Source organism: Streptococcus sp. SM5 (assembly GCF_027497975.1).
Window position 1 is genome coordinate 78849 of sequence record NZ_JAJNSC010000006.1, and the last position, 17155, is coordinate 96003.

General features: G+C 40.9%; 15 protein-coding genes. All 15 read left to right on the top strand.

The annotated features are described in order from the left end of the window. Positions 1 to 4 precede the first annotated feature (4 nt). Positions 5 to 1441 carry a DNA primase family protein gene (locus PAN07_RS06205; protein ID WP_084862674.1) on the top strand — a complete coding sequence of 479 codons (1437 nt, stop codon included), beginning with the start codon at positions 5 to 7 and terminating at the stop codon, positions 1439 to 1441. 331 nt (positions 1442 to 1772) lie between these two features. Next, positions 1773 to 1937 carry a hypothetical protein gene (locus PAN07_RS06210; protein ID WP_084862676.1) on the top strand — a complete coding sequence of 55 codons (165 nt, stop codon included), beginning with the start codon at positions 1773 to 1775 and terminating at the stop codon, positions 1935 to 1937. Between the two features lie 20 nt (positions 1938 to 1957). Further along, complete coding sequence (locus tag PAN07_RS06215; RefSeq protein ID WP_084862678.1) at positions 1958 to 2491, top strand: hypothetical protein; 534 nt, start codon at positions 1958 to 1960, stop codon at positions 2489 to 2491. A gap of 101 nt (positions 2492 to 2592) precedes the next feature. Then, positions 2593 to 3102, top strand: a complete 510-nt coding sequence (locus PAN07_RS06220; protein WP_192856293.1) for a hypothetical protein — start codon at positions 2593 to 2595, stop codon at positions 3100 to 3102. 748 nt (positions 3103 to 3850) lie between these two features. Next, positions 3851 to 4273, top strand: a complete 423-nt coding sequence (locus PAN07_RS06225) for a DUF1492 domain-containing protein (protein ID WP_084862681.1) — start codon at positions 3851 to 3853, stop codon at positions 4271 to 4273. Further along, a complete protein-coding gene (locus PAN07_RS06230; RefSeq protein WP_084862683.1) occupies positions 4260 to 4598 on the top strand; it encodes a hypothetical protein in 339 nt (112 codons plus the stop codon). Before PAN07_RS06225 ends, PAN07_RS06230 begins: the two co-directional genes overlap by 14 nt. A 697-nt stretch (positions 4599 to 5295) precedes the next feature. Then, complete coding sequence (locus PAN07_RS06235; RefSeq protein WP_084862686.1) at positions 5296 to 6576, top strand: glycoside hydrolase family 125 protein; 1281 nt, start codon at positions 5296 to 5298, stop codon at positions 6574 to 6576. Positions 6577 to 6772: 196 nt separating this feature from the next. Continuing rightward, on the top strand, positions 6773 to 9418 hold the full coding sequence (locus PAN07_RS06240; RefSeq protein WP_084862688.1) for an alpha-mannosidase: 2646 nt from the start codon (positions 6773 to 6775) through the stop codon (positions 9416 to 9418). A gap of 83 nt (positions 9419 to 9501) precedes the next feature. Beyond that, the gene (locus tag PAN07_RS06245) at positions 9502 to 10371 is read left to right on the top strand and encodes an ROK family protein (RefSeq protein ID WP_192856294.1); all 870 of its coding nucleotides are present in this window, start codon (positions 9502 to 9504) and stop codon (positions 10369 to 10371) included. Beyond that, positions 10365 to 12245 (top strand): beta-N-acetylhexosaminidase, encoded by a 1881-nt coding sequence (locus PAN07_RS06250; protein ID WP_084862691.1) that lies wholly within the window; start codon positions 10365 to 10367, stop codon positions 12243 to 12245. The genes PAN07_RS06245 and PAN07_RS06250 overlap by 7 nt, the downstream gene beginning before the upstream one ends. 209 nt (positions 12246 to 12454) lie before the next feature. After that, positions 12455 to 13384 carry a sugar ABC transporter permease gene (locus tag PAN07_RS06255; protein WP_049515574.1) on the top strand — a complete coding sequence of 310 codons (930 nt, stop codon included), beginning with the start codon at positions 12455 to 12457 and terminating at the stop codon, positions 13382 to 13384. 13 nt (positions 13385 to 13397) lie between these two features. Further along, positions 13398 to 14321 (top strand): carbohydrate ABC transporter permease, encoded by a 924-nt coding sequence (locus PAN07_RS06260; RefSeq protein ID WP_000818353.1) that lies wholly within the window; start codon positions 13398 to 13400, stop codon positions 14319 to 14321. Positions 14322 to 14425: 104 nt separating this feature from the next. Then, positions 14426 to 15910: an ABC transporter substrate-binding protein gene (locus PAN07_RS06265; protein ID WP_269797495.1), complete on the top strand. Its 1485-nt coding sequence runs from the start codon at positions 14426 to 14428 to the stop codon at positions 15908 to 15910. A gap of 160 nt (positions 15911 to 16070) precedes the next feature. Next, entirely contained in the window at positions 16071 to 16760 is a 690-nt protein-coding gene (locus tag PAN07_RS06270) for a CPBP family intramembrane glutamic endopeptidase (RefSeq protein WP_268721068.1), read from the top strand. A gap of 56 nt (positions 16761 to 16816) precedes the next feature. Next, positions 16817 to 17113, top strand: coding sequence for a bacteriocin immunity protein (locus tag PAN07_RS06275; protein WP_269797496.1), 297 nt, complete (start codon positions 16817 to 16819; stop codon positions 17111 to 17113). Positions 17114 to 17155 lie beyond the last annotated feature (42 nt).

Genomic DNA, 17155 nt, shown 5'->3' on the forward strand with positions numbered 1-17155 from the left:
AACGATGAAGGAGCTTGAAAATCGTATCTTTAAAGCTGGTGAAGAATGGCGGAAAGAGAATACTGAGATTAAAGAAAAAGATGGGAATATTAAGGAGTCAGTTCCACTCCCTAGCACTTTTACAGTAGCAAAAATACTGAGCGAGATTGTCACATTTACTTTTATCAGCAAGAGCAATATACCTGATTATAGCCTACTCTATATCTATGATTTAGACGAGGGTATCTATACCGCTAGTAATGATCTTTTCAATCTTTTGTGTAAAACTTTTGATGTTAGAATTAAACCCAGAGAGTGGCCACAGATTAAATTAATGGTTAGAACATTAGCAAAGATACGAAAACCTTTAGAAAGTTCTAACCTCATTCCCGTACAGAACGGTATTATCAACTTAGAAACTAAGGAACTGCTCCCTTTTAGTCCTAAGTATGTAATTACAAGTAAGATAAGCACGGCCTATAAATCTCCTACACGAGTCCCAAGAGATAGAGAAGGCAAAACGTTTGATGATTGGCTAAACTCAATCGCTTGTAATGACAGTGAACTGGTAACACTACTTTGGCAGATTATCCTTGAAGCTATTAACCCTAACCATACCCGAAATAAGTTTGCTATCTTCTACGGGGACGGTAACAATGGTAAAGGGACATTTCAGCGCTTCCTTATCAATCTGATAGGGGAAAGTAATATATCAGCCTTAAAGCCTGCACAGTTCGGAGAAAAGCATAACTTGGAGACCTTGGTAGGTAAGGTTTGTAATATTGGAGACGAAGCGCCAAACGAATACTTAAAAAATCCGTCTGATTTAATGAGTATCACTAGTGGCGATACAGTCCTAGTCAATCCAAAAGGACGCCCAGCCTTTGAAGCTACTTTCAAGCTATTCAATATCTTTTCAGGGAATTATATCCCCAATGGTGGCAACAAGACAAAAGGTTGGTATCGTAGAATTATGATCGTCCCTTTTAATGCTGACTTTAACGGGGAGAAGGAAAAACCTTGGATAAAAAATGAATTTTTGGCCAATGATGAAGTCCTAGAATATGCCCTCTACAAAGCTATCAATCAAGAGCCATTTACACACTTTATCGAACCTAAAGCAGTCAAAAACCTGTTAAAAGAGTATCAAGAGGATAATGATTACTTACTTTCATGGGTTAAGCATGAATACATGGAAAGAGGTTGGCATGAGCTGGACGTAGTACCTGTTTTTATACTGACCAGATCGCTGAAGCATTATGCTGAAGATATGGGAATATCGAAGCCTAATGTTTACGGGGCAGGAAAAGAGACTATCAAACATTTACAACAGTTAACACCTTATCATTACGATATTAAAAAGAAACGTGTGAATCCTTCAGATTTTGAGAAACTAGATGTTTGGAGTAGCGATAAGATGAAGTTGAAGTCACCTCAACACTCTATTACTAAAAATAAATAGTGTGACATTCTTTTTATGACTAAACGCTTGATAATACAGTGTTTTTAGTTAAAGGTGTGACATTGTGTGACGTTCTCAAAAAAGAAGGTCACACCCCTTGAAGCATTGATATATCTAGCTTTAGGGAGATAGGTGTGACATTGTGACATTCTTTCCAACTCTTATATATAGAAAAAATGCAGTATTTATATATAGGAACGATAAAACAAAAGAATGTCACATGGTCACAAGGTAGTGAAACACCTAGAGCCTCAAGGGTTTGAACGTGTGACGTTCTTTGTCACACGAAGGTCACAAAAACGACTTAAACACCAATTAAAGGAGAAAATACATGAAAACAAAAATATTTATTTATGACAATTGGAAGCAACCTCTTGAAGAATTTGAGCAAATAGTAAACGACTTCATGGCAACCGTGCAGGTAATTGATGTAAAACATTCAACAACGATTTCAGACACATGGATTACATTCACCATGGTAGTATTATACAAGTAGCAATGAAGGAGACAAACAACATGATGTTAAAAACAGTTTCAAATAAAGCAAAAACATTTACTTTTACTTACGAATTTAAAGACCTAGATACTGCTATGGTAGCAGGTCACGCGCTACTGGGATATATGACTGGGACATATTGCCAGCCTACAATCTCATTGACCTACAAGGATAAGGGAACGCTTGTAGCTGAGTATGTGGAGGATAGCAAACTAAACAAGACCTTCAAGCGTATTTGTGACAGTTTCAAAGATTATTACAAACAACCAGAGGGAGATGAAGCGTTTGAAGAACGTTACAAACAGGAGCGCGTGCTTCAACTCAAAGAGTCAGAGGATTTTGAGAGTTTGCTGAATAAGGTCACAGACTACGAGCTGGAACTATTAGACTATGCTGATCGCTTGCTTTCTGATAAGCCTATCCCTATGGACTCTATGACTGCTTTTGGTACGTTGGAAATGCTGGACGATGAAAGTATTAGCCTACTCCAAAAATTGGACGTAGAGGGCGAATATAAAGGCCTTGCTGATTATGTGGCAGAGGCAGAAAGCTAGAACTATCAAGAGAGGCACCAGCCTCTTTTTGTGGTTTTATTACTACTAACCCAATCGATTTGGGTTTTTCTATATAAAGGTATTTTGAATGAATGGAAATTATAGAATCAATAACCATAGAAACGTTTATAAAGCCAATGAAAGACAAGAACATTAGTCATGGTATAGCTGAGTTGGACGGTAGAAAACTAGAAATAGACTTAAATAACCTGTACATCATCTTTGAATGCAATCATTTTGATTTAGCAAGAATACCAGGAACCAAGGGAGGTAATCGATATTTCTTTATCTGTCCTATTTGTGGTAATCGTTGCAGAAAGCTTTATAAGAGACTTTTGCTCTATGGTTGTGGATTATGTCAGAAAATACACAAGCAAACACTGAACCGAAGCAAGACAGATTGCCAATACTATTGGGAGAGAGCACTGAGAGAAGCTAGAAAGGTAGAACCAAATTGGAGTCCTAGACGTGGTGGATATATGTTTGATAGTTTCCCAGAAAGACCAAAGTATATGAAACAGAAACGATATTACAAGCATTATCAAAAGTTTGTTTACTATACTAGAAAGGGAGATAGATTTTGGTTGAATGGATTGAGTAATCTGAAGTAGTGATTTGGAGGATTTACAAACAAATCTAAATAAAGATCATGGTTAGAAAAAAATGATATAAATATTGTTTAGCGTTATAGTTACAACAGTCGATTACAAGATACTAAACAGGCATGAAGGCTAGACAGGAGGCAGAAATACCCCCTTGATTTTTGAACGGGGGTATATAATGTTCGGGAATAGGAACGCTGCCCTCTTCCTTGCAAAAAATTCCCTTTTTGAAATGTTTTTAATTTTTGTAGAATGCAGCATTACTAAGTGTTTAGCTTGATTTTTTGACCGATAAAGCTACTCCAATTTTATAACATAGTGGGGGCTATCTCCCTCCCCACGCGCTTCTATGAGCTTCACCCGTCATTGTACATTTTTTCTCACGGGAAAGCACTTGAACCTAGAGCGAACATAGAGAAAGTGGCCATATCCCCCTATCATTTATCAAGCAGATAAGAGCAATAAAAACCCTCCTTAACTCCCTGAGAAACGATAAGCAGATAAGCCAAGACTTACCACCTCAGAATGATTAGGTTTTGATTAGGTTTTGGTTAGGTTTTACATTTTAAAATAGCAAGGTACAGGACTTTATTCTAGAGATAAAATACTAAGATTTCCTAAGATACAAATACTTTTAGAGATAAAGAACGTTAAGGGGGGACAATCGAACTCCTAGAAAACGCAAAAAAAGCCAGCACAGGGCTGACTCCTTTATAAATTATTCCTTAAAATTATTATACCATAAAGGAGTAGCAACTTGACTATTAAAGAAATAGAGGAACAACTAAAAAGAGTAAGGAAAGGGAACGAACTTATCCAGAGATTGCAACTAAAGTACCAGAGTTTAGACAATGGGCTATTATCAGGATCCAATCAATTCACTACAAGGGTAAGCACAAGCAAAACAAACAACGCTGAAAATAAACTGATTGAGACTTTGGAATTAAGAGATAAGATAGTGGAGCAGATACAAGCTATTATGGATGAACGATTTGAAGTTTTGAACATGATCAATCAGTTAGATGATGTAGTAGAAAATTTGGTTTTGGTAATGTTATATGTGAACAACCTACCTATGGCTCAGGTTTGTAAGGAGTTAGATTTTAGCAAGGTACAGATTTACAGAATTAGGAAAAAAGCCATTGAGAACTTGGCCAAGGTGGAAAATGCCAATCGATAAAGAAGAGACGATAAAACAAGCATACAAATTTCTAAAAAGCTATCACTCGTTGGTTAAACTGAGCCTAGGCGGTCAAGATGGAGCATTTGAAGCCAAAGCGATGGAGCTACTGCGCGTGATCGAAGCCTTCAGGGACAATCTGGACGATGTACGACGTGAGATATTCGCCAATCTCTTTACAAGACGAACTGGAGAGAGGTTAAAGTTATGGCAGATATACGAGACACTAGACATTGATAGGGCTGAGTATGAACGTCTCAAAGCTGAGATACTGCTAGACTTTGCTAAAAGCTATCGTGGTGGTGTTTTGTTGAAAAAAATTTGAGATTTAAGCGAGAGAACATGGACATTTATGGACACATATCGCCAGTTGTTGAACAGCTAATAAAATGTTAGCAGGTATGAACAAGTATGAACATATTCCACCAGTCGTTGAAAAACTAAAAAATGCTCTCTGGGTCTGAAAAGTTCCTACATATTCCACCAGAACGGAGAGTTAGAAGAGTAAATGTTGGTAAATGTAGGCTGAGGCTTCATATTCACCCTCTATTTTGCTTTGTTTCGTACTGGACAACTAAAACACCACGGATAAACTACAAGCCCTTAGAAACGAATCTGGGGGCTTTTGTGAGGTCATAATCTTATAAATCACGCGCTCCATGGTATAATATATCTATCAGCAATCAGAAACCAAAGTATGGAAAAGTATGTACATATTTCATCAGAAAACAAAAAAGCACGTTTGACCGTGCTAGTTTCTTGCCTGCTGAACTCGTCAAATCTTAGCCCTTTTGTGGGGCTTTTTTTGCTCCCCTTTTTGCGTACTTTGGGGGAGCAAGTAGTAAAAAGTAATGTTAGTAATTTTTATTAAAAAGCGCGTGATATAAGGGTCAGGAAGCCCTAAGGAAACCTAAAATAATAATTCTTTTATTATGTAGAAAAACGACTATCATTTGTGTATGTATTTTCTGTCCCAAAAGCTATATACTGAAAATGAAACTTGTTTGAAAGAGGACTGATACATGATTTATTCGAAAGAAATTGTTAGAGAGTGGCTTGATGAAGTAGCAGAGCGGGCCAAAGACCATCCAGAGTGGGTGGATGTCTTTGAGCGTTGCTATACAGACACCTTGGACAATACGGTTGAAATCCTAGAAGATGGCTCAACTTTTGTCTTGACTGGGGATATTCCTGCTATGTGGCTTCGGGATTCAACGGCCCAGCTACGACCCTACCTTCATGTGGCTAAAAGAGATGCCCTCCTGCGTCAGACCATTGCAGGTTTGGTCAAGCGTCAGATGACCTTGGTGCTCAAGGATCCTTATGCCAACTCTTTTAATATTGAGGAAAACTGGAAGGGGCACCACGAGACTGATCACACCGACCTCAATGGCTGGATTTGGGAACGCAAGTATGAGGTGGACTCGCTTTGCTATCCTTTGCAGCTGGCTTATCTCCTCTGGAAAGAGACTGGCGAGATTAGTCAGTTTGATGAGACTTTTATCGCAGCTACTAAGGAAATTCTTCATCTGTGGACGGTAGAACAAGACCACAAGAACTCTCCTTATCGTTTTGTCCGAGATACGGACCGCAAGGAAGATACCTTGGTAAATGATGGCTTTGGACCTGATTTTGCAGTGACTGGTATGACCTGGTCAGCCTTCCGTCCAAGTGATGACTGCTGTCAGTATAGCTACTTGATTCCGTCCAATATGTTTGCAGTTGTAGTCTTGGGTTATGTCCAAGAAATCTTTGCAGAACTAGACCTAGCTGATAGCGAGAGTATTATTGCTGATGCTAAGCGTCTCCAGGCTGAAATCCAAGAAGGCATCGAAAACTACGCCTACACCACCAACAGCAAGGGTGAAAAGATTTACGCCTTTGAAGTGGATGGTTTGGGAAATGCTAGTATTATGGATGATCCAAACGTACCAAGTTTGTTGGCGGCGCCTTATCTGGGCTATTGCGACATTGAAGACGAAGTCTATCAAGCCACTCGTCGTACCATTCTGAGCCCTGAAAATCCATATTTCTACCAAGGAGAATACGCTAGTGGGCTCGGAAGTTCTCATACCTTCTATCGCTATATCTGGCCAATTGCTCTTTCTATCCAAGGCTTGACAACAAGAGATAAGGCAGAGAAGAAATTCTTGCTGGATCAGCTGGTTGCATGCGATGGTGGGACAGGTGTTATGCATGAAAGCTTCCACGTGGATGACCCAACTCTCTACTCTCGTGAATGGTTTTCTTGGGCCAACATGATGTTCTGCGAGTTGGTCTTGGATTACCTAGATATCCGCTAATACTCTTCGAAAATCAAATTCAAACCACGTCAGCTTCGCCTTGCCGTACTCAAGTACAGTCTGCGTCTAGCTTCCTAGTTTGCTCTTTGATTTTCATTGAGTATAAGGAGCTCGCTTTAGTTTCACCGATTCGTGTCAGAATCATACTTTTACATTTAAAACGTTAAAATTTAAATTTAGAATGAGGTTTTACTTCATGGAAAATGTTGTTGTACATATTATCTCACATAGTCACTGGGACCGTGAGTGGTACTTGCCTTTTGAAAGCCACCGTATGCAGTTGGTGGAATTATTTGACAATCTCTTCGATCTCTTTGAAAATGACCCTGAGTTCAAGAGTTTCCACTTGGATGGACAAACTATTGTCCTTGATGACTACTTGGAGATTCGCCCTGAAAATCGCGACAAAGTCCAACGCTACATTGACGAGGGCAAACTTAAAATTGGTCCCTTTTATATCTTGCAGGATGACTACTTGATTTCAAGTGAAGCCAATGTCCGCAATACTCTTATTGGTCAGCAAGAAGCTGCAAAATGGGGCAAATCAACCCAGATTGGTTATTTTCCAGATACCTTTGGAAATATGGGGCAAGCGCCTCAAATCCTTCAAAAATCAGGCATTCACGTGGCAGCCTTTGGCCGTGGTGTGAAGCCGATTGGATTTGACAACCAAGTCCTCGAAGATGAGCAGTTTACATCTCAGTTTTCAGAAATGTACTGGCAGGGTGCAGATGGTAGTCGTGTTCTCGGTATCCTATTTGCCAATTGGTACAGTAATGGGAATGAAATTCCAGTTGATAAAGACGAGGCCTTGACCTTCTGGAAACAAAAATTGTCAGACGTGCGTGACTATGCTTCGACAAACCAATGGTTGATGATGAACGGATGTGATCACCAGCCTGTACAGAAAAATCTGAGCGAAGCCATTCGTGTGGCCAATGAACTCTTCCCAGATGTGACCTTTGTTCACAGTTCCTTTGATGAATATGTCCAAGCTGTGGAAGGTGCCCTTCCTGAACACCTATCATCGGTGACAGGTGAGTTGACCAGTCAGGAAACAGATGGTTGGTACACACTTGCCAACACTTCTTCATCCCGCATTTACCTCAAACAAGCCTTCCAAGAAAATAGCAACCTTCTAGAGCAAATAGTAGAACCCTTGACTATTATCACTGGGGGTCATAACCACAAGGACCAGTTGACCTATGCTTGGAAAACACTTTTGCAGAATGCGCCGCATGATAGTATCTGTGGCTGTAGCGTGGACGAAGTTCACCGCGAGATGGAAACTCGTTTTGCCAAGGTCAACCAAGTCGGAAACTTTGTTAAGAGCAATCTTATCAACGAGTGGAAGGGTAAAATCGCTACAGCTAAGGCTCAAAGTGACTATCTCTTTACCGTCATTAACACGGGCTTGCATGATAAGGTCGATACTGTCAGCACGGTGATTGATGTTGCGACTTGTGATTTCAAGGAATTGCACCCAACAGAAGGTTACAAGAAGATGGCTGCCTTAACCTTGCCAAGCTACCGTGTGGAAGACTTGGATGGTCGTCCTGTAGAGGCTAAAATCGAAGACCTTGGGGCTAATTTTGAGTATGATTTACCAAAAGACAAGTTCCGCCAAGCTCGTATTGCTCGTCAAGTGCGCGTGACCATCCCCGTTCACCTAGCATCACTTTCTTGGACAACCTTCCAATTGCTTGAAGGAAAGCAAGAACACCGTGACGGTATTTACCAAAACGGAGTGATTGATACACCATTTGTAACGGTCAGTGTGGATGACAACATCACAGTTTATGACAAGACAACTCATGAAGCTTACGAAGACTTTATCCGCTTTGAAGACCGTGGGGACATCGGAAACGAGTATATCTATTTCCAACCAAAAGGAACAGAGCCCATCTACGCCGAGCTTAAGGGCTACGAGGTCTTGGACAACACAGCTCGCTATGCTAAGATTTTGCTCAAACATGAATTGACAGTGCCTGTCAGTGCTGATGAAAAGCTAGAAGAAGAGCAAAAAGGGATCATCGAGTTTATGAAGCGTGAGGCTGGACGGTCAGAAGAATTGACAAGCATTCCTCTTGAAACTGAGTTGACTGTCTTTGTTGACAATCCACAAATCCGCTTCAAGACTCGCTTTACTAACACTGCCAAGGATCACCGTATCCGTCTCTTGGTCAAGACTCATAACACGCGTCCAAGCAATGATTCTGAAAGCATCTACGAGGTGGTAACACGACCAAACAAACCAGCAGCTTCATGGGAAAATCCTGAAAATCCTCAACACCAACAAGCCTTTGTCAGTCTGTATGACGATGAAAAAGGTGTGACTGTATCCAATAAGGGATTGAATGAATACGAAATCCTTGGAGACGACACCATTGCCGTGACTATTTTGCGTGCATCAGGTGAGTTGGGTGACTGGGGCTACTTCCCAACACCAGAGGCTCAGTGCTTGCGTGAGTTTGAAGTCGAATTTGCGATTGAATGCCACCAAGCCCAAGAACGCTTCTCAGCCTATCGTCGCGCTAAAGCCTTGCAGACACCGTTTACCAGCCTTCAGCTTGCTAGACAGGAAGGAAGCGTGGCTGCGACTGGTAGCCTCTTGAGCCATTCTGTTCTCAGCATACCGCAAATCTGTCCGACAGCCTTTAAGGTAGCTGAAAATGAAGAAGGCTATGTTCTTCGTTACTACAATATGTGTAATGAAAATGTACGTGTATCTGAAAGTCAACATCTCTTCCTTGACCTACTTGAACGACCATACCCAGTTCATAGAGGTCTCATTGCACCGCAAGAGATTCGTACAGAATTGATCAAAAAAGAAGAAATTTAATTTCAAAAAGTAAACATAAAGAGAAAGGAGGGGCGAAAAAGTAAGAACTAACTGCTGATTCGCCCCTTTTTATGGTAAAAACAATGACCATTGCAACGATTGATATCGGAGGGACTGGGATTAAGTTTGCTAGTCTGACTCCTGATGGGAAAATATTGGATAAGGAAAGCATTCCAACGCCAGAAAGTTTAGAGGATTTACTAGCTTGGTTAGACCAGCGCTTGTCAGAACAGGATTACAGCGGAATTGCTATGAGTGTTCCAGGAGCAGTCAATCAAGAAACTGGTGTGATTGATGGCTTCAGTGCTGTCCCTTATATCCACGGCTTTTCTTGGTATGAAGCCCTTGCCCATCATCAGCTGTCTGTCCATCTAGAAAATGATGCCAACTGCGTTGGGCTCAGTGAATTACTAGCTCATCCAGAGCTAGAAAATGCAGCCTGTGTCGTGATTGGGACAGGGATTGGTGGAGCCATGATTATCAATGGTAGACTTCACCGAGGTCGCCACGGCTTGGGTGGAGAATTTGGCTACATGACAACCCTTGCCCCTGCGGAAAAACTCAATAACTGGTCGCAACTAGCGTCAACTGGAAACATGGTGAGATACGTAATTGAAAAATCTGGTCAGACTGACTGGGATGGTCGAAAGATTTACCAAGAGGCTGCAGCTGGCAATGTTCTTTGTCAAGAAGCTATTGAGCGCATGAACCGTAATCTGGCGCAAGGCTTGCTCAATATTCAGTATCTCATCGACCCAGATGTCATTAGTCTGGGAGGCTCCATCAGTCAGAATCCAGACTTTATCCAAGGTGTCAAAAAAGCTGTTGATGCATTTGTCGAAACCTACGAAGAATATACGGTCGCACCTGTTATCCAAGCCTGCACCTATGATGCAGATGCCAATCTCTACGGTGCCCTTGTCAATTGGCTACAGGAGGAAAATCAATGGTAAGATTTACAGGACTTAGTCCCAAACAAGAGCAAGCAGTAGAGTTGCTTAAAAAGCACATTTCGCTACCAGATGTAGAGGTAGCTGTCGCCCAATCTGACCAAGCCTCTATCTCTATCAAGGGTGAGGGTGGACACTATCAACTAACCTACCGCAAACCTCACCAACTTTATCGTGCCTTATCCCTGTTGGCAACATCCCTAGCAGAAGGTGACAAGGTAGAGATTGAGGAGCAGGCGGCTTACGAAGATTTAGCCTATATGGCAGACTGTTCGAGAAATGCGGTGCTGAATGTGGCTGCTGCCAAGCAGATGATTGAGGTCTTGGCTCTCATGGGCTACTCAAGCTTTGAACTCTACATGGAAGACACTTACCAGATTGAAGGGCAGTCTTACTTTGGCTATTTCCGCGGGGCTTATTCAGCAGAGGAGTTGCAGGAAATTGAAGCCTATGCCCAGCAGTTTGACATGACCTTTGTGCCTTGTATCCAGACTTTGGCTCACTTATCAGCCTTTGTCAAATGGGGTGTCAAGGAAGTGCAGGAACTCCGTGATGTAGAGGATATTCTCCTTATTGGCGAAGAAAAGGTTTATGATTTGATTGATGGCATGTTTGCCACCCTGTCTAAACTGCAGACTCGCAAGGTCAATATCGGAATGGACGAAGCCCACTTGGTTGGTTTAGGACGTTACTTGATTTTGAATGGTGTAGTAGACCGTAGTCTCCTCATGTGCCAACACTTGGAGCGCGTGCTGGATATTGCTGACAAATATAGTTTCCACTGTCAGATGTGGAGTGATATGTTCTTTAAACTCATGTCAGCGGATGGTCAGTACGACCGTGACGTGGAAATTCCAGAGGAAACGCGAGTCTACCTAGACCGTCTCAAAGACCGTGTGACCTTGGTTTACTGGGATTATTACCAAGATAGCGAAGAAAAGTACAATCGTAATTTCCGCAATCACCACAAGATTAGCCATGACCTTGCCTTTGCAGGAGGTGCTTGGAAGTGGATTGGTTTTACACCCAATAACCATTTCAGCCGTCTCATCGCTCTTGAAGCCAATAAGGCCTGTCGTGCCAATGACATCAAAGAAGTTATCGTGACAGGTTGGGGAGATAATGGTGGGGAAACTGCCCAGTTTTCTATCCTACCAAGCTTGCAAATCTGGGCAGAACTCAGCTACCGCAATGACCTAGACCGTTTGTCTGCACACTTCAAAACCAATACTGGTCTATCGGTTGAAGATTTTATGCAGATTGACCTTGCCAACCTCTTGCCAGACCTACCAAGTAATCTCAGCGGGATCAATCCTAACCGCTATGTCTTTTATCAGGATATTCTCTGTCCGCTCCTTGATCAGCACATGACACCTGAACAGGACAAACCGCATTTCGCTCAGGCAGCTGAGATTCTTGCTGACATTAAAGAAAAAGCAGGAAATTATGCTTACCTTTTTGAAACTCAGGCTCAGTTGAACCAGATTTTAAGCAGTAAAGTGGATGTGGGACGACGCATCCGTCAGTCCTACCAAGAGGGTGATAAAGAAAGGCTGCAAGAAATCGCAAGACAAGAATTACCAGAACTCAGAAGCGAGATTGAACATTTCCATGCCCTCTTTAGCCACCAATGGTTGAAGGAAAACAAGATCTTTGGCTTGGATACAGTTGATATCCGTATGGGCGGACTCTTGCAACGCGTCAAGCGTGCAGAAAGTCGCATCGAGGCTTATTTGGCTGGTCAGCTGGACTGCATCGACGAGCTAGAAGTTGAAATCCTGCCATTTACTGACTTCTACGCAGACAAAGACTTCGCAGCAACAACAGCTAACCAGTGGCATACCATTGCGACAGCTTCAACCATTTATACAACTTAAGAAACAAGAACAGTATCCCTTGTTCAGAGTGTTTCTCGTGAAACATCCCTTTCTTAAACAAGTACTCCACATAAAATAATTTGTGGAGTTTTTTCTATAATTAGTAGTTTAACCTAACCTTCAAATAGGAGTATACTAATAATGTAATCGTTATCAAAAGTCTAAAAAGGAATTTTTAGATAGATATCAAAATAAAAAGGGAGGAAATTATGAATAAGTTTTCAAAAACCTTGAGAGACAACTGGATCTTTCTCTTGATGGTTTTGCCAGGGGCACTCTGGTTGACTCTATTCTTCTACATTCCAGTATTTGGGAACGTGGTTGCCTTTAAAGACTACCACATGACCAGTAATGGATTTATAGATAGTATCGTGAATAGTAAATGGGTCGGACTCGATAATTTCAGATTCTTGTTTAGTTCAAAAGATGCCTTTATTATCACACGAAATACTGTCCTCTACAATCTCGGCTTTATCTTTATCGGTTTGATTGTATCTGTAGGGATTGCTATCATCCTCAGTGAACTCCGTTCTAAGAGAATGGTTAAGATCTTCCAAACTTCTATGTTGTTCCCTTACTTCTTGTCTTGGGTTATCATCAGTTTCTTTACAGATGCCTTCCTAAACATTGATAAAGGGGTATTCAACCATTTCCTAGAATCTATCGGAATGAAGGAAGTCAATTTCTACGCTGACTTGGGCATCTGGCCATATCTCCTACTTTTCCTAGGTATTTGGAAAGGTTTTGGATATAGCAGTGTCATGTACTATGCGACAATCATGGGAATTGATCCAACCTACTACGAAGCAGCAACAGTGGACGGAGCCAGCAAATGGCAACGAATTCGCAATGTAACCATTCCGCAGTTGACACCATTGGTAACTGTATTGACCATCCTTGCAGTCGGAAATATCTTTCGTGCAGACTTCGGTCTTTTCTACCAAATCCCCCACAATGCTGGTCAGCTTTATAACGTAACCAACGTCTTGGACGTATATGTTTATAATGGTTTGACTCAGACAGCAGATATCGGGATGGCTTCAGCGGCAGGTCTCTATCAATCAGTAGTCGGTTTGATTCTGGTTATCCTATCAAACTTACTGGCAAGACGAGTTGATCCAAACTCAGCCTTGTTCTAGAAAGGAGGAGAATATGGCAGAAAAGAAAATTAAAAAAGAAAAAATTGATAATGTCGGCATTCACTCCTTCAGTAAGAAAGCAGATATCTTCTTTAGTACCATTTCTGGTTTGGTTGCCCTCTCTTGTATCCTACCCTTTGTATTCGTTATCGTTATTTCGGTGACAGATGAAAAGAGTATCCTCCAAAATGGATATAGCTTCTTCCCATCCCAATTTGGATTAGACGGTTTTGAGTTTTTGGCACAGTTTAAGGATAAAATTCTCCAAGCCCTCTTCATCTCAGTCTTTGTAACAGTGGTGGGGACTATCACAAACGTTTTTATCACAACAACCTATGCCTACGCTATCTCACGGACAACCTTTAAGTATCGCAGATTCTTTACAATCTTTGCCCTTCTTAGTATGTTGTTCAATGCTGGTTTGGTACCGGGCTATATCGTGGTAACTCGTTTACTTCAACTTGGTGATACAGTTTGGGCCTTGATTGTTCCAATGCTTCTCTCACCATTTAACATCATATTGATGCGTTCCTTCTTCAAGAAGACCATTCCAGAAGCTATTCTAGAATCCGCTCGTATCGATGGTGCTAGTGAGGCTCGGATCTTCTTCCAAATCTGTTTGCCATTGTCACTACCAGGTATCGCAACCATCACGCTCTTGACAGCTCTTGGTTTCTGGAATGACTGGTTCAACGCCCTTCTTTACATCAAGAGTGACAACTTGTATCCATTGCAATATTTGCTCATGCAAATCCAGCAAAATATGGACTACATCGCCAAAGCAGTCGGTCTATCTGGTCAACTGGGAGTTGCTCTTCCAAAAGAAACAGGTCGTATGGCCATGGTTGTAGTCGCAACCCTTCCAATCGCGATTCTGTATCCATTCTTCCAACGCTACTTTGTAAAAGGTTTGACTATCGGTGGTGTGAAAGAATAGTACTTGTCGAGAAAAATCATTTCTCATTTCCAAACTTCCCTTGCGTGAAGTTAAGATCATTACATTGTTTATAAGTTTAAAAATAAAAAAAAGGAGTTTTTGTCATGAAAAACTGGAAAAAATATGCTTTTGCATCTGCTAGCGTAGTCGCTTTGGCTGCTGGTCTCGCTGCTTGTGGAAACCTTTCAGGTAACAGCAAAAAAGCTGCTGACTCAGCTTCAGGTGAAAAAACTGTTATCAAAATGTACCAAATCGGTGACAAACCAGATAACTTGGATGAATTGCTAGAAAATGCTAACAAAATCATCGGTGAAAAAGTTGGTGCTAAATTGGATATCCAATATCTTGGATGGGGTGACTATGATAAGAAAATGTCAGTTATCACATCATCTGGTGAAAACTACGATATCGCCTTTGCATCTAACTATGTTGTAAATGCTCAAAAAGGTGCCTATGCTGACTTGACTGACTTGTATAAGAAAGAAGGGGCAGAGCTTTATAAAGCACTTGACCCAGCTTACATCAAAGGTAACAGTATTAACGGTAAAATTTACGCAGTTCCAGTTGCAGCCAACGTTGCATCATCTCAAAACTTCGCCTTCAACGGAACTCTCCTTGCTAAATACGGTATCGATATTTCAGGTGTCACTTCATATGAAACACTTGAACCAGTCTTGAAACAAATCAAAGAAAAAGCTCCAGATGTAGTGCCATTTGCGGTTACTAAAAACTTCATCCCATCTGATAACTTTGACTACCCAGTACCAAATGGACTTCCATTTGTTATTGACCTTGAAGGAGACACTACTAAGATCGTAAACCGTTACGAAGTACCTCGTTTCAAAGAACACTTGAAGACTCTTCACAAATTCTATGAAGAAGGATACATTCCAAAAGACGTAGCAACAAGCGACACTTCATTTGACCTTCAACAAGATACTTGGTTCGTTCGTGAAGAAACAGTAGGACCAGCTGACTACGGTAACAGCTTGCTTTCACGCGTTGCGAACAAAGACATCCAAATCAAACCAATCACTAACTTTATCAAGAAAAACCAAACAACACAAGTTGCCAACTTTGTTATCTCAAACAACTCTAAGAACAAAGAAAAATCAATGGAAGTGTTGAACCTCTTGAACACGAACCCAGAACTCTTGAACGGTCTTGTTTACGGTCCAGAAGGCAAGAACTGGGAAAAAGTTGAAGGTAAAGAAAACCGTGTACGCGTCCTTGATGGCTACAAAGGAAATACTCACATGTCAGGTTGGAACACTGGTAACAACTGGATCCTTTACATCAACGAAAACGTTACAGACCAACAAATTGCAGATTCTAAGAAACAATTGGCAGAAGCTAAAGAATCTCCAGCGCTTGGATTCATCTTTAACACTGACAGTGTGAAATCTGAAATCTCAGCAATTTCTAACACAATGCAACAATTCGATACAGCTATCAACACTGGTACTGTAGACCCAGATAAAGCTATTCCAGAATTGATGGAAAAATTGAAATCTGAAGGTGCCTACGAAAAAGTATTGAACGAAATGCAAAAACAATACGACGAATTCTTGAAAAACAAAAAATCATAAGATCGATTGATTTCGTGTATTCATTCCTAATTCCTAAAAATGTGATCACTGCCTTCCTTAGTTTTATAGGGGAGGTAGTGATTTTTAGGATGTAAAAATGAAAAGAGTGGTTCTGAGGGTTTATACGATGTGATACACATACATCTATAGAGGATTTATTATGAAAAAATATCGCTTTCTTTTCAAAATGAGTGCTGTCTTCTCTTACCTATTTTTCGTATTTGGCCTTTCTCAGCTGACGCTTATTGTCCAAAACTATTGGCAATTTTCTTCCCAGATAGGCAATTTCTTCTGGATTCAAAATATCTTGAGTTTGCTATTTAGCGGAGTCATGATTTGGCTTCTGGTTAAGACAGGGCACGGCTATCTTTTTCGCATTCCAAGAAAAAAATGGCTTTGGTATTCGATTTTGACAGTATTAGTGGTAGTACTCCAGATCTCTTTTAACGTTCAGACAGCTAAACATGTTCAGTCAACTGCGGAAGGTTGGGCTGTATTGATTGGTTATAGTGGGACTAACTTTGCAGAGCTAGGTATCTATATAGCTCTGTTCTTTCTGATTCCACTGATGGAAGAGTTAATCTATAGAGGATTACTGCAACACGCCTTTTTTAAAGATTCGCGATTTGCTCTTGATTTGCTTCTTCCTTCTATTTTATTTGCTCTCCCTCATTTTTCAAGCCTGCCTAGTCTGTTAGATATCTTCGTCTTTGCAACAGTTGGAATCATCTTTGCTGGTTTGACCCGCTATACCAAGAGCATTTATCCATCCTATGCGGTGCATGTTATCAATAATATCGTAGCGACATTACCATTTTTGCTGACTTTTTTACATAGGGTATTTGGGTAAAATATTGGTACGAGAGTTAGGAATGATAGCTTTTCAATTTAAGGAGGAAAATAAGTATGACACCATTAAAATGGTTTGCTGGAGGAAGCGAAAGACGTTGTGAAGCCATGACTATCATAGATTATCTATTGGAAGATATAAAGGATACGCCTCAACTGACTCCTTTGAAAAATCAGTTAGTGAGTTATAAAAGACGATTAGAGGACGATGGGACCTCTACCCCATTTATATTGAGTCAAATGAATGTTGACATCTCACGTGTATTGATTGACAATAAGCTGATGTTATCAGAAAGTCAATCCGAGCAGATCAAAAAATTGAGAGAATTATCTGCTATTCGCTATGGTTACTGATGAAGTGCAGGGATAAGCATCTTTCTACAATTTCCAGTCAAA

Bases quoted from the DNA above. Each gene is read 5' to 3' on its own strand.
- PAN07_RS06205 (WP_084862674.1), top strand. From the start codon at position 5: ATGAAGGAGCTTGAAAATCGTATCTTTAAAGCTGGTGAAGAATGGCGG.
- PAN07_RS06210 (WP_084862676.1), top strand. From the start codon at position 1,773: ATGAAAACAAAAATATTTATTTATGACAATTGGAAGCAACCTCTTGAA.
- PAN07_RS06215 (WP_084862678.1), top strand. From the start codon at position 1,958: ATGATGTTAAAAACAGTTTCAAATAAAGCAAAAACATTTACTTTTACT.
- PAN07_RS06230 (WP_084862683.1), top strand. From the start codon at position 4,260: ATGCCAATCGATAAAGAAGAGACGATAAAACAAGCATACAAATTTCTA.
- PAN07_RS06235 (WP_084862686.1), top strand. From the start codon at position 5,296: ATGATTTATTCGAAAGAAATTGTTAGAGAGTGGCTTGATGAAGTAGCA.
- PAN07_RS06240 (WP_084862688.1), top strand. From the start codon at position 6,773: ATGGAAAATGTTGTTGTACATATTATCTCACATAGTCACTGGGACCGT.
- PAN07_RS06245 (WP_192856294.1), top strand. From the start codon at position 9,502: ATGACCATTGCAACGATTGATATCGGAGGGACTGGGATTAAGTTTGCT.
- PAN07_RS06250 (WP_084862691.1), top strand. From the start codon at position 10,365: ATGGTAAGATTTACAGGACTTAGTCCCAAACAAGAGCAAGCAGTAGAG.
- PAN07_RS06255 (WP_049515574.1), top strand. From the start codon at position 12,455: ATGAATAAGTTTTCAAAAACCTTGAGAGACAACTGGATCTTTCTCTTG.
- PAN07_RS06260 (WP_000818353.1), top strand. From the start codon at position 13,398: ATGGCAGAAAAGAAAATTAAAAAAGAAAAAATTGATAATGTCGGCATT.
- PAN07_RS06265 (WP_269797495.1), top strand. From the start codon at position 14,426: ATGAAAAACTGGAAAAAATATGCTTTTGCATCTGCTAGCGTAGTCGCT.
- PAN07_RS06270 (WP_268721068.1), top strand. From the start codon at position 16,071: ATGAAAAAATATCGCTTTCTTTTCAAAATGAGTGCTGTCTTCTCTTAC.
- PAN07_RS06275 (WP_269797496.1), top strand. From the start codon at position 16,817: ATGACACCATTAAAATGGTTTGCTGGAGGAAGCGAAAGACGTTGTGAA.